The sequence below is a fragment of the Leuconostoc miyukkimchii genome (assembly GCF_019656055.1).
Taxonomy (GTDB): Bacteria; Bacillota; Bacilli; order Lactobacillales; family Lactobacillaceae; genus Leuconostoc; species Leuconostoc miyukkimchii.
This window is the reverse complement of the sequence record NZ_BPKY01000003.1, coordinates 1-12,892: the sequence shown is the minus strand read 5'-3', so window position 1 is coordinate 12,892 and position 12,892 is coordinate 1. Positions and strand designations below refer to the sequence as shown.

General features: G+C 36.1%; 12 protein-coding genes. 10 read left to right on the top strand and 2 right to left on the bottom strand.

Translation table 11 applies throughout. The annotated features are described in order from the left end of the window. Positions 1 to 13: 13 nt before the first annotated feature. On the bottom strand, positions 14 to 946 hold the full coding sequence (mvk, locus tag K5Q13_RS03425) for a mevalonate kinase (RefSeq protein WP_220739952.1): 933 nt from the start codon (positions 944 to 946) through the stop codon (positions 14 to 16). A gap of 154 nt (positions 947 to 1,100) precedes the next feature. On the opposite strand from mvk, the gene K5Q13_RS03420 reads away from it, so the two are divergent. The 5 genes from K5Q13_RS03420 to K5Q13_RS03400 all read left to right on the top strand — a co-directional run bounded on the left by K5Q13_RS03420 (position 1,101) and on the right by K5Q13_RS03400 (position 7,472). Beyond that, positions 1,101 to 3,509, top strand: coding sequence for an exonuclease domain-containing protein (locus tag K5Q13_RS03420; protein WP_220739949.1), 2,409 nt, complete (start codon positions 1,101 to 1,103; stop codon positions 3,507 to 3,509). A 38-nt stretch (positions 3,510 to 3,547) separates the two neighbouring features. Further along, positions 3,548 to 4,081: a hypothetical protein gene (locus K5Q13_RS03415; RefSeq protein ID WP_220739947.1), complete on the top strand. Its 534-nt coding sequence runs from the start codon at positions 3,548 to 3,550 to the stop codon at positions 4,079 to 4,081. A 22-nt stretch (positions 4,082 to 4,103) separates the two neighbouring features. Beyond that, entirely contained in the window at positions 4,104 to 5,285 is a 1,182-nt protein-coding gene (locus K5Q13_RS03410) for a pyridoxal phosphate-dependent aminotransferase (protein WP_220739945.1), read from the top strand. A 118-nt stretch (positions 5,286 to 5,403) separates the two neighbouring features. Next, entirely contained in the window at positions 5,404 to 6,711 is a 1,308-nt protein-coding gene (asnS, locus tag K5Q13_RS03405; protein WP_220739943.1) for an asparagine--tRNA ligase, read from the top strand. A 122-nt stretch (positions 6,712 to 6,833) separates the two neighbouring features. Further along, positions 6,834 to 7,472, top strand: a complete 639-nt coding sequence (locus tag K5Q13_RS03400) for a DnaD domain-containing protein (protein ID WP_220739941.1) — start codon at positions 6,834 to 6,836, stop codon at positions 7,470 to 7,472. Here the strand turns inward: K5Q13_RS03400 and K5Q13_RS03395 are convergent. Then, positions 7,464 to 7,748 (bottom strand): hypothetical protein, encoded by a 285-nt coding sequence (locus K5Q13_RS03395; protein WP_220739939.1) that lies wholly within the window; start codon positions 7,746 to 7,748, stop codon positions 7,464 to 7,466. The genes K5Q13_RS03400 and K5Q13_RS03395 overlap by 9 nt on opposite strands. A gap of 68 nt (positions 7,749 to 7,816) precedes the next feature. Here K5Q13_RS03395 and K5Q13_RS03390 point away from each other — a divergent pair, with 68 nt between their 5' ends. The 5 genes from K5Q13_RS03390 to K5Q13_RS03370 all read left to right on the top strand — a co-directional run. Then, positions 7,817 to 8,950, top strand: coding sequence for a THUMP domain-containing class I SAM-dependent RNA methyltransferase (locus tag K5Q13_RS03390; RefSeq protein WP_220739937.1), 1,134 nt, complete (start codon positions 7,817 to 7,819; stop codon positions 8,948 to 8,950). 125 nt (positions 8,951 to 9,075) lie between these two features. Beyond that, positions 9,076 to 10,317 (top strand): aminotransferase class I/II-fold pyridoxal phosphate-dependent enzyme, encoded by a 1,242-nt coding sequence (locus K5Q13_RS03385; protein ID WP_220739934.1) that lies wholly within the window; start codon positions 9,076 to 9,078, stop codon positions 10,315 to 10,317. A 117-nt stretch (positions 10,318 to 10,434) separates the two neighbouring features. Then, on the top strand, positions 10,435 to 10,962 hold the full coding sequence (locus K5Q13_RS03380; RefSeq protein WP_220739932.1) for a GNAT family N-acetyltransferase: 528 nt from the start codon (positions 10,435 to 10,437) through the stop codon (positions 10,960 to 10,962). 131 nt (positions 10,963 to 11,093) lie between these two features. Continuing rightward, positions 11,094 to 11,693: a nitroreductase family protein gene (locus tag K5Q13_RS03375; protein WP_220739930.1), complete on the top strand. Its 600-nt coding sequence runs from the start codon at positions 11,094 to 11,096 to the stop codon at positions 11,691 to 11,693. 147 nt (positions 11,694 to 11,840) lie between these two features. After that, a partial coding sequence (locus tag K5Q13_RS03370) for a GW dipeptide domain-containing protein (RefSeq protein ID WP_220739928.1) occupies positions 11,841 to 12,892 on the top strand: 1,052 nt, incomplete at its 3' end.

Here is a 12,892-nt window from a genome sequence, read left to right as displayed (position 1 = left end):
AAGAATACGCTTTTTATAATGGTTGAATCCAAGTATTTTGAGCACCTGCTTTGGTTAGTGCATTGGCAATTGTAATTGCCTCATCGTTATTTTTAGCTAAAGCAAACATGGCACCACCAATTCCAGCACCAGTTAATTTGGCCCCTAATGCGCCAGCATGAATAGCGGCATTCACAAGGTTATCTAACTTGGGATGTGAGATACCCAGCGATTGCAGTTCATGGTGGGCAGATGTAAACAATAAACCGGCGTGAACTGGGTTATTTTCAGTTAGATCTGTACGCACTTTACTGGCAATTTGACCAAGATGAACAATTTTTTGCCAAGTTAACTCGTAATCCGTGTCAAGTTGATTTTTAACAATATTAACAGCATGCATTGTTTGGCCATGTATGCCAGTATCAGCAACTACTAAGGTGCCAGTTAATGACATTGTAAATGGCGTCAGCTGCTGATGTTTTATAAACCAAATTGGATCACTTGATCCAACAGTGGCGGCATCTAAGCCAGAGGCTGACCCATGGGAAATACTTTCTTCAATATCTGTAAAGTATTTTAACTCTTCTGCATCTAATGGTGCCTTAACATAATCAAAAAAAGCTTTTGTAATAGATGTTGCAAAAGCCGCTGATGCACCAAAACCTCTTTCTTGCGGTATATTTGTATCAATTGCAATTGTTAATGGTACATCGTTTAGTTTGAATTTTGTTAGCAAACGCAAAATTAGTTGTCGTAAACCTTCAACATTGGCACCTAGCTCATCTAAATCACCATGAAACGTACTACTTTCAATGGTTTGTGAATGAAAGGCCGGACGAATGGTTGTGGTAACGGTAAGGTTTGTCAGGGGAATTGCAATGGCTGGTTGACCATAGACAACAGCGTGTTCACCGATTAAAATTATTTTGGCGTGGGCAATACCGACACCGATCATTTGACTAATCATGTTTTTTCTCCGAATATCCTATACTATTGTACCGCATGGTAGTAAATAGTGTAAAATAATAAGAGAATTACGTTGTTAAGTTTGTCGTAAATTTAATATTTAAGATGAAGTTAACAACGTAATTCAAAAAATCTATTATAGAAAGGTGTTTGTTATGAACGCCAACACAACCTTTGTAGTTGTTGATTTGGAAACAACGGGGCAGAGTGTCACTAGAGGTGGCCGTATTATACAAATCGGCATGACATTTATTAAGCAACGAAAGATTGTTGATCATTTTGAATCGTTTGTTAATCCTGGTCAATTAATTGATCGCAATATCCAACAGTTGACACATATTACGCAAAAAGATGTCAAAAATGCACCGTATTTCGAAGAATTAGCACCCATGTTACAAAATATTTTAAAAAATACGGTGATTATTGCACATAATGTGAATTTTGATTATCCTTATTTAAATGAGGAATTTGTTCGAACTGGTTTTGAACCGTTGACGGCAGATGCCATTGATACCGTACAATTAGCACAAATTTTATTACCCTCGGCACCGGGGTATCGTTTATTGGATTTAACAACTCATCTAGATATTACGCTTAATCATGCACATCGTGCAAATGCTGATGCGCATGCTACTGCGCTATTGTTTTTGAAACTGTGGCGACAAGCTGAACGACTGCCAGCGAGTATCTTAAAGCAGCTGCAAAATGGTCAGTGGCCTTTACTGAGACAAACCCAAGATTTTCTAAAAATAATTAAAACGCATACGCAAAATGAAAAAGTTAATATAGTTGGTAATTTGGCATTTAAAGAAATTGTTCAACCAAATGTTGTTCATATGCAAAATTTACCGGCTTATCCAATGACTGCTGGTGAAAAAATTAAATTATTTGGTCATTGGTTGACGGCAAACGATGCACAAAACAATCTGATGAACCGAGTAAATAGTTTTTTAGCGAAGCGTTCTGATGGCATTTTGACGATCTTAACAGCGCCAAAGATTGGTAAAACATTAGGTTACTTAGTGCCATTGTTATTAGACGCAAGGTCAAGACCAACAATTTTACTGACAAATGATGGTAGTTTACAAAGCCAACAAGTAACATTAGTGCAAAGATTGTCAAAATTGTTAGATATTCAATTAAATACAGCTATCTTATATGATCCAGCTGAGTATATTGATTTGGCACGATTTGATACTATTCTGCAAAGAGAAACGGACTCTACTCAGGTACAATTTTTTAAGGCTCGTATGCTTGTTTGGTTAACACAAACAAAAACAGGACTATTAAGAGAAATTCAAGTTGGTACGCAAAATATCGACATACTATCAGAAATTCAGGGTGATTCAGAAAGCATGTATTTTAAACGTGCCAAAGCTGTTGCCCAAATTGCTGATGTTATTATTATGAATTTTGATTCATATTTTAACTTGGAAAAAAATTTGCGAACTACTAAAAAACTTGAAAAATGGCCAATTGTTGTTATGGAAACACCGAGTCAATTTGTTATAAATCTGCAAAAATATTTTCACGTTGAATTAAATTTGACGCAAATACAAAGTACGTTAAAAGATTTAATACACAGCGAAATTACCGGGTTGACACACAAACAACGCGCGTTTATTAGACAAAGTTCAGGTGAAGCCCTGAAAGTAATTAAGCAATTTTTTTACTCTGAAAATGCATTGACTTTATCCAATCTAAAGCGTATTGAGCGACTATTGAAAATGATAGCGCATTTAACAGATGTTGTTAAACTCGGTGGCACACCAGTACCTCATGCATGGGAACAAGTTGACGAACAGTTAATCAAGGTACAACGTTTACAAAAACAAACTAACATAATCAGTCGAATTGAAGTACAAACAATAAATGAACAAGAACAAACTGTTGTTTCTTTTGATATTTTGGATAGTTATATATATCGAGAACAATTTATTACACACGTGCACAAATTGTTAATTGTGAGTGAGTATTTAGATAAAAATGTTAGCGATTTTCTACGCGACGTGCCAAAACAAATCACAGTTGAACGTGATTTTATTCATAATCAGGCGAACCCAGTTCGTGTTATACAAATGCAAAAATCAACACCGATTGCACATTTACAAGCAATCACACAGCGAAATGTTGGTGAAATAGTAATGATTTTGCCAGATATTGAACGTGTTAATCATTGGTATCAGAAGGTCAAGCATACAGTAACAACGCAATATAATATTATTGCCGAGAGTGTTACTGGATCTTTGGAAAAGATACAAAGACAAAGTCACCAGGAACAATCAAATATTGTCATTGTTAGTGCCAAAATATTTAGTACAATGTGGTTACGTGATCAAGAATTGCCAGCAATTGTCATTGTACCTGAACAAATAGTCTGGCAACCTGTATCGCGGTTGGCGTTAGTTTTAACACAAATGCAAAGACACGAGTCATCATTGCTAATTACACAGCTAAATGCTATGCAGCGTAATCGATTTAAATCTCAAATGAAAATTGTTACTAAATTTGATGTCAAAAATAATTTAACGCAACAGTATAGTCAAATTTTAAAAGATGTTTGATATAATATTAAGAAGTGTTTGTTGGAGGAAATGAAGGTATGATGCAATTTAAAAATGATATTCGAATCCGACACCGACAGAAACAAAGACGTGTTCATTGGGCAAGAATTTGGTTTATTAGTGCTGGTATTGTCATATTAATAAGTGCATTAGTACTGGGTTATTTTTATATTTCTTTGTCACCAATGAGACATGATGAAGCAAGATTGCAACGATTTGTCAAAGCTAAAACAGATATTGCTACAGTGCAGCAAATAAATGTTGATTATCGTCAAAAAACAACGTATGCTGTTACTGGAACAACAGCTACAGGTAAACAAAAAGTGGCGATTGTTCAAGACGATATGAAGCAGGTTAAGACTTACGATCGGCGGGATGGTTTATCTAATCAAAAGGTACGTCAACTCATTTTAACGAAGTATAAACCCAAAAAAATTTACTCAGTTAATATTAGTGAATATAAAAATACTTTGGTCTGGGAAGTAAGTTATAAAGGGCAAAATAATGACTTGAATTATATCACGCTTGATTTTAAAACGGGGCAATCTTATCGTGTCATTAATGGCCTCTAAGCGAGCCTAATAGGGAGAAAAAATGATTTCAAAAAGAGCGAGAGCAGTAAATCCAGCGGCTACACTGGCGATGAGTAGATTAGCCAAAGAAATGCAAGCTGAGGGTGTTGATGTCATTAATTTGGGTGTTGGTGAATCAGATTTTCAAACGCCTCAAAATGTGACTGATGCGGCCATTGCAGCAATTGAATCTCACCAAACAAGTTTTTACACACCTACAAGCGGTGTAAAGGAACTCAAACAAGCAATTATTAATCAAGTTGCACAGCGTTATCAGGCTGAGATCTCATTAAGTAATGTCACAGTGACTACAGGCGCTAAATTATCTTTATATGTTTTAATGCAGGTTCTGTTAGATCCAGGTGATATTGTTGTCGCATCGTCTCCTTTGTGGGTTAGTTATGTTGAACAAATTAAATTGGCTGGTGGTGTGATGCAAACCATTCAACCCAATAATGATGAGCTAAAACTTACAATTTCTGATTTGAAACAATTGTCGACTAAAATAAAAGTGATTATTGTCAATTCACCAACGAATCCTACAGGACAAGTCTACACACGTGACGAATTGGTTGCGATATTAAATTGGGCTAACAAGCACGATGTTTATATCATATTAGACGAAATTTATGGACAGTTGGTTTACAATGGCGCTGAATTTACATCGGGATTGCAAATTCAATCCTTGGAAAATAGCCGTATGATTATTGTTGATGGTGTATCAAAAGCTTATGCAATGACAGGTTGGCGTATAGGTTGGACACTGGCTACCTCTGAGATCATTGCTACAATGAATAAATTGCTAGACCATATGACATCTAATCCCACAGCAGTTGCACAATATGCAGCAATTGCAGCGCTGAATGGTGATCAAAGTACTGTTGAATTAATGCGTGTGGCTTTTGAAAAAAGATTAAATACAACTTTTGATTTGCTCAACACAGTGCCTGGGTTACAGGTCGCTAAAAAACCACAAGGGGCATTTTATTTATTTCCAAAAGTATCATCACAAGTCCTAACAAAAGCTGGTGTTGCTGATACTACGGCACTATCAATGAAAATTCTTCAGGAAGCACATGTTGCTATGCCGTCTGGTGAAGGATTTGGCATGCCAGGTTATTTACGTATGGGGTATGCGAAGGATCAAAGTGTGCTAAATGAAGCAATTCGTCGACTAACAGCGTTTTTTAAACAATACAATTAATTGAAAAAAGATAGGAGAAATATGTTGACAAACGCTGAGGTTTTTGTCATTTTGGTGAGTTGTTTGAATACCAAAATGTGGCATTCCTCGCTGCTTTAAACATATAATATATATAGTCATGACACAAGAAATTCCCACAATTCAGATAATCAACGCTAAAAATCATGTTGGTCAAACAGTTAAAATTGGCGCATGGTTACGACAAAAACGTGGTTCTGGAAAGATTGCTTTTTTGCAGTTGCGAGATGGCTCAGCTTTTTTTCAAGCGGTTGTAGCCAAAGCTGATGTGACAGAGGCGCTATTTGAATTAGCTAAGGGATTAAAACAGGAAACAAGTCTATACGTTACTGGTGAAATTCATGAAGACACGCGGTCATCGTTTGGTTATGAAATGGCTGTTTCAAATATTGAAATTATTGGTGAAAGCCATGATTATCCAATTACACCCAAAGAACATGGTACGGAATTCTTGTTTGATGAGCGTCACCTATATTTACGCCATTTAAAACCCTTTGCAACTTTAAAGATACGTAATACATTGATTGCAGCCACTTATGAATTTTTCAATGATGAGGGTTTTACAAAGCTGGATGCACCTTTGCTAACGGGTTCAGCGCCCGAAGGAACAACTGAATTATTTGAGACGGATTATTTTGGAGAACCTGCTTTCTTATCTCAAACAGGTCAATTATATGGTGAGGCAGGCGCCATGGCATTTGGAAAAGTCTTTACCTTTGGACCAACGTTCCGTGCTGAAAAATCTAAAACACGTCGTCACCTAACTGAATTTTGGATGATTGAACCAGAAATGGCCTTTACACATCAAGAGGAAAGTTTGCAAATTCAGGAACGCTATATTTCATTTCTTATTTCCAAAGTGCTTGAAAAAAATGAACAAGAATTAGATATTTTAAATCGTGATAAAGAATTATTAAAATCATATACGCAATTACCTTATCCACGGGTAAGTTATGATGACGCTATTAAATTGTTGCAAGATAATGGATTTGATGTTTCGTGGGGTGTTGATTTTGGATCACCTGAAGAAACATTTTTGGCAAACTATTATGCTAAACCTGTCTTTATTGTGAATTTTCCTAAAGCCATTAAGGCCTTTTATATGAAGCGACATGCCACGCGTGACGATGTTGTCGTATCAGCAGATTTACTAGCACCGGAAGGCTATGGTGAAATTATTGGTGGATCTGAGCGTGATACAGACTACGATTATTTGAAACAACGTATCGAAGAAGAAGGCTTAAATCTGAACGAATATGAATGGTACTTGGATTTGCGACGCTATGGGTCAGTACCTCATTCGGGATTTGGTCTTGGACTTGAACGAATGGTGACGTTTGTGACAGGGGAAGAACATATCCGTGAAGCAATACCATTTCCACGCATGACGAACCGACTACGTCCATAAATCATTAATTTACTAAAACGGGCATTAAGAAAACATGTTAAACTATAACTAAGTAGAAAAAACGTCCAAGTTAGCCTTGGACGTTTTTCAAACGACATCTGAAGAAATGAGAGTGGTGAAATATGACGTTAGACAGCCGTTTAAAGCAATATATTAAGGCTGGTCAATCAACAATTAGCAATGATTTATTATTGCACTACCAAGAAATAGGTATGGATAATGATGATTTGGTTTTGTTTTTACAAGTCATGCGTATTCAAAATCAAGGTGATGCAGCAAGTCCGAGTGTTTTAGCACATATATTACATCTTACAGAAAATGTTGTTGTTACGAGATTGAAAAGTTTGATTGCCAGAGACTTGATGTCAATTGCTACAACGACTAAACAGATTGAGACCTATGATTTCACACCAATGATCGAAAAGTTGTTGGCAGGTAAAAATGTGTCATCTGAACCAATTGTTTCAGATGGTAAGTCAGTACGTAAGGAAATTTTTCAGACCATTGAGGCGGAATTTGGTAGACCGTTGACACCAATGGAAATGCAGACAATTGGCCATTGGTTTGATCAAGAACATTTTGAACCTGATTTAATGCTATTGGCGATACAGGAAGCCGTTGCCAATAATGCACGTAGTCTAAGATATATTGAAACGATATTGATTAATTGGCAGCGTGATAACATTAAAACAGCGACACAGGCTCAAATTGCTAAACAAAAGCGACGTGGCGTGACATATAATTATGATAATTTATTTTAGAATTATATGGGGTATCTTGTCGTTAAGTGTTAAACGAAATCCAAATATGGGATGTTGGTTTTGGGCGAATATTTGAGTTTCACTGCTCATTTCACGTAACCGCGCTGTAAATTGTGATAGCGTCATTGGTTTCTCTCCAGTCACAATTAATAAATTAGGGGAATCATCTGCATAACGCACCTGTGAAATTGCCAAAATAGCGTCATTTTCTTGCCAAAAGAGCAAACTTTTTGGGGACATATATTGTGTTAAGTTATTAAAATCCAATAATTTCATATCAGCACCACGTAGCATAGAAAATTAATTAAACAATGTTTTATTAATTATAGTATAAAGGAAAACTAATGGAAAAAACATATCATTTAATGGCGACTGCAGCAGCTGGATTAGAGTCGCTTGTTGGAAAAGAACTCGAGCGACTAAATTACGATCATCAAGTTGAAAATTATCGTGTACGTTTTGACGGAACAGCTCGAGATATTTTAAATACTAATGTTTGGTTGAGAACAGCTGATCGTATTAAAATCATTGTAGGAGAGTTTGAAGCAAAAACTTTTGATGATTTATTTGAAGGCGTCAAGGCGTTACCTTGGGAATCTTATTTAAATTATGATTCAGAATTCCCGGTTGCTGGTCGATCAAAAAAATCAGAGTTATTTAGTGTACCAGATGTGCAGGCAATTACAAAAAAGGCGATTGTTAATCGATTACAAGAAGCATATCATATACATACACGGTTACCTGAAAATGGCTACTTCGCACAATTAGAAGTAATGATAGACAAAGACCATGTGATGGTCACACTTGATACAACTGGTCCATCATTGTTTAAGCGTGGTTACCGTGTCGATAAGGGTGGCGCACCGCTAAAAGAAAATTTTGCAGCAGCGCTGGTGTTGTTAACAAATTGGCATCCTGATAGACCATTCGTTGATCCAACAACGGGTTCTGGCACGCTTGCAATTGAAGCTGCTTTAATTGGACGCAACATTGCACCTGGTTTAATTCGTGATTTTGACATTGAACAAATGGATTGGTTCGATAAATCATTGTCTGACTCCGTGCGTGATGAGGCTGAAGCACAAGCTGATTATGATCGAAAATTAGATATCGAAGCATTTGACATCGATGAAAAAATGATTGAAATTGCGATTGAAAATGCTAAGCATGCCGGTCTAGGACAAGACATTGTTTTCAAACAATTAGCGGCTAAGGATTGGTCAACTGATAAAGTTAATGGTGTTCTTGTGTCTAATCCACCATATGGTGAAAGATTAGGCGAACTAGATGCTGCTCGAGAGCTTTATGTTGAAATGGGTAATGTATATCGTCAACTACCAAGTTGGAGTAAATATATTTTGACAAGCGATTTAGAATTTGAGACGTCTTATGGTGAAAAAGCTACTAAGCGACGCAAATTATATAATGGTGCAATGCGTGTTGACTATTTCCAGTATTGGGGCAAGCGTATTAAATAAAAAAGAAAATATTATGCATTGTGCATAATATTTTCTTTTTTATTGTTACTAATTACAATATGAGCAAGCAAATAAAATGATAGAATTAGTAACAATATTTATTACTGTAGAAAAGAGATGGATTAATGCATAAAACAAAAGAAAGTTTACATCATATTTTTTCAGACAATCTAAATCAAGTAACACCTAGTCCAATTCATTCATTTAGTGAAAGAGTAAGTCAGATACCAAATATCTTGAAATTAACAATTGGAGAACCAGATTTTGCGATACCAGAACATATTAAGTTGGCAGCAGTGCGTGCGATTAATGCAGATGATTCGCATTATTCCGTATCTGCGGGAACAATGAAACTTCGTCAGGCAGCAAGTAATTTTTTGGAAAAACGCTATGATTTGAAATATGAAGCTGAATCAGAAATATTAGCAACAGTTGGGGCAACGGAAGGATTATATACGATTTTTACTGCTATTTTAAATCAGGGTGATCAGATTCTTATTCCAACACCTGCTTATCCTGTGTACGCTGAAATGGTACGTATCAATGGTGGCACGCCTGTTTTTGTCGATGTGAGCCAAGATGGGTTCATTTTAACACCATCGAAATTGCGTCAAGCAATCAATGAAAGTAAGGGATGCATTAAGGCAATTGTGCTGACGAATCCATCCAACCCAACTGGCGTTACGTATACTGATAAGCAATTACGGGACATAGCTGATGTTTTGCGTGAGACCAATATTTTGGTTATTTCTGATGAAATTTATGCCGAATTAAATTATGATAATTCACACGTGTCAATGGCAAAGTACTTACCAGAGCAAACTGTTATTGTAAATGGTGTGTCAAAATCACATGCTATGACAGGATATCGTATTGGTATTTTGGCTGGACCAGCAGACTTAATAGAACAATTTAATAAAGTGCATTGTTTTGTGATTATGACACCATCCAATCCAGCAATGGCAGCAGCGACAGAGGCATTTGATAGTGAACTAAGCTGGCACGATACTGCCCAAATGAAGCAGGCATATCAAAACCGACGAGACTTTTTAGTTAATGAACTAACAGCGCTTGGATTTAGTATTGCCAAACCTGGTGGGGCTTTTTATATATTTGCAAAAATACCTGGTGATTTTATTCAAAATGATGTCGCATTTGCCAATGACTTGGTTGATAAACAACAATTAGCAGTTGTTGCAGGATCCGGATTTGGACCAGGTGGGGAAGGCTATATTCGCATGAGCTATGCTGCATCAATGGCTATGTTAAAAGAAGCAATCTTTAGATTGACAGCATATGCAAGAAATGTGCGTCAAACTAATGTTTTGATTAGTCATGCTGAGCAACAAAAAATTGATTCCTTCTAGCAAAATACTTAACTGTTGTTTAATATTTTGTTGTGATCTAAAATGGTAGCTTGTTATGATAAAATAAACTATCATATAGAAGGGATTGGTTATGTTTGAAGTAGCCTAAATATTATTATGTCAACAGTATATATGCGTCAAGCGAAGAATAAAGATCTAATTCATATTACGGCCATTATAGATGATTCACGTCATTTTCTTAAAAAGCAAGGTCTGGACCAATGGCAATCGGGATATCCTAATCAAAATACCATTGTTAGTGATTTGCAACAAGAACGTGGTTATGTATTAATTGTTGATAATCAAGTGGCTGGTTACGTGGCTTTGCTGTCTGGAGAAGATCCGGTGTATACAAATATAACAAGTGGAAAATGGTTGAATCAGTCAGCAGAGTATGTCGCTATTCATCGTTTTGCAATATCTAATCAATATCGTGGTCAAAAACTGGCGCAACGTTTTATGACTGCAATTTTAACTTATTTCTTTCAAATGGGTATAGTTGATTTTAGAATTGATACACATCCTGAAAACTTACCCATGCAAGCGGTTATTGCGGGAAATGGTTTTTCTAGGCAGGGAAATATTTATATTGATGACAATAATAGCCGTAAACTACGTTGGGCATACCAATTAGTATTAGTGTAATTGATATTTTACTTTACTTATTATAAGTAAGCTGTTAGAATATTAGTAATAACTCATACTAAAATGTATCCAAGGAGGAAGTGTATGTCTCTTTCGTTAGTTAATTATGAAGAGATGTACACCAAATAATTATGGCATTTACTGATTTACAACAGCAACGACGTTCAATTTACGCACTTGGTAATGAGGTATCTCAAACACCTGAAGAATTATTTGAATTAGTTAAGTCTGCGGTGAGAAATTCACCAACTGCTTTTAACAATCAATCAGTTCGTACAATTGTATTAACAGGTGATGCACATGAAAAGTTGTGGCGTTTGACAGCTGAACGTTTAAAGCAAGAAGTTCCTGATGAAGAGGCTTATAATAACACTTTGGCAAAAATTAATAACGCATTTAGAGTTGGTTTTGGAACTGTCTTGTTCTTTACTGATACTTCTATTGTTAAGTCATTTGAAGAAAATGTACCATTATATGCTGAAAACTTTTATGATTGGTCGGAGCAGGGTCATGGTATTGCTGAGTATGCCACTTGGTTGGCATTGACAGAAGCAGGCCTTGGTGCCTCGTTACAGCATTATAATCCGTTAATTGATAAACAGGTAAGTGAGGCATTTGATGTACCAGCCTCATGGCGTCTGCGTGCACAATTACCTTTTGGTTCTATTGAAGCACCAGCAGCTGATAAAGATTACGTTGCCGATGAGGGTCGTTTTAAGTTAATTAAATAAATACTCATTATAAAAGGCGTATTTCAATATGAAGTGCGCTTTTTATAATGCAATGAGTATGGCGGAAAAAATTGTGATATTCGTGATATATCATTGTAATACTATTTTAGTATAGTAATAATAATGTAGAGATTGGAGAATTATATTTTGAAAAATAAAAAGGCAATTATCATAATTTTTTCGGCGCTTTTTTTTATTGGTATAAAGCAGGTATCAGCAGCAAGTCTGGTGAATAATTATATTCTAAATAATAAGATTGCACCTGCTAAAGAACAAGTTAATTATCGTATTAGTATGCAGGATTCTTCTAAAAATGATGGCATCAATATGAACTTTCAAGATGGCAAACCAAAAATGGTCATCATTCATGATGTTGGTACCGAAGGCAGTAAAATAGATAATGAAATTACATATATGGTAAATCATCAAGATAGTGCATTTGTTCATAGTTTTGTAGATGGTAGTCAACTTAAAACGATTGCCAACACGAACAAAAAAGCTTGGGGATCTGGGCCATTTGGGAATCGTTATGCAGACCAAATTGAACAAATTCGCGTCAATAGTAAAACAGAATTTGCGCATCAAATTGCTTCTCTTGCGAATTGGACGGCAAACCAAATGATTAAATATCAGATGGGCGCGCCAAAATTAGTCTCAATTAGTAGTAAAAATTTAGACGGTAATCTTGCTAGTCACGAAAATATTTCATATAAGTGGGGAGGAACAGATCATATTGATCCAGTAGAATACTGGCGTGGCCGTGGGCAAAAATACTTTTCTCAAGCATATGATATGAACCAATTTAAGGACTTGGTTACTGTTTATTACAATAAAAATAATTATGACGTCATAAGCAACCAACGCGTTGTAAACTATGTCGCAAAAATCAATCAAACAGGCCGTAATGATGGTTTGTTTGCAGGTGGGCCATGGCGTACCACAGCAAGTAGCATGAGTGCCAAAGAACGCGCAACAAGTTATAACCAGCAACAAGTTAAAGTAACAAAATTAGCAGATACAAAAAATGCAACATGGGCAGAGATAACTTTAAATAATGGACGCAAATACTGGATTGATGTTAAGGGTGTGCAAGAACAAAAGCCACAACAAAAACAGCAGCAGTATGACGTCATAAGCAACCAACGCGTTGTAAACTATGTCGCAAAAATCAATCAAACAGGCCGTAATGATGGTTTGTT

Excerpts from the sequence above, each read along its gene's own strand:
- mvk (WP_220739952.1), bottom strand. The coding sequence starts at position 946 with ATGATTAGTCAAATGATCGGTGTCGGTATTGCCCACGCCAAAATAATT.
- K5Q13_RS03420 (WP_220739949.1), top strand. The coding sequence starts at position 1,101 with ATGAACGCCAACACAACCTTTGTAGTTGTTGATTTGGAAACAACGGGG.
- K5Q13_RS03415 (WP_220739947.1), top strand. The coding sequence starts at position 3,548 with ATGATGCAATTTAAAAATGATATTCGAATCCGACACCGACAGAAACAA.
- K5Q13_RS03410 (WP_220739945.1), top strand. The coding sequence starts at position 4,104 with ATGATTTCAAAAAGAGCGAGAGCAGTAAATCCAGCGGCTACACTGGCG.
- asnS (WP_220739943.1), top strand. The coding sequence starts at position 5,404 with ATGACACAAGAAATTCCCACAATTCAGATAATCAACGCTAAAAATCAT.
- K5Q13_RS03400 (WP_220739941.1), top strand. The coding sequence starts at position 6,834 with ATGACGTTAGACAGCCGTTTAAAGCAATATATTAAGGCTGGTCAATCA.
- K5Q13_RS03395 (WP_220739939.1), bottom strand. The coding sequence starts at position 7,748 with ATGAAATTATTGGATTTTAATAACTTAACACAATATATGTCCCCAAAA.
- K5Q13_RS03390 (WP_220739937.1), top strand. The coding sequence starts at position 7,817 with ATGGAAAAAACATATCATTTAATGGCGACTGCAGCAGCTGGATTAGAG.
- K5Q13_RS03385 (WP_220739934.1), top strand. The coding sequence starts at position 9,076 with ATGCATAAAACAAAAGAAAGTTTACATCATATTTTTTCAGACAATCTA.
- K5Q13_RS03380 (WP_220739932.1), top strand. The coding sequence starts at position 10,435 with ATGTCAACAGTATATATGCGTCAAGCGAAGAATAAAGATCTAATTCAT.
- K5Q13_RS03375 (WP_220739930.1), top strand. The coding sequence starts at position 11,094 with ATGGCATTTACTGATTTACAACAGCAACGACGTTCAATTTACGCACTT.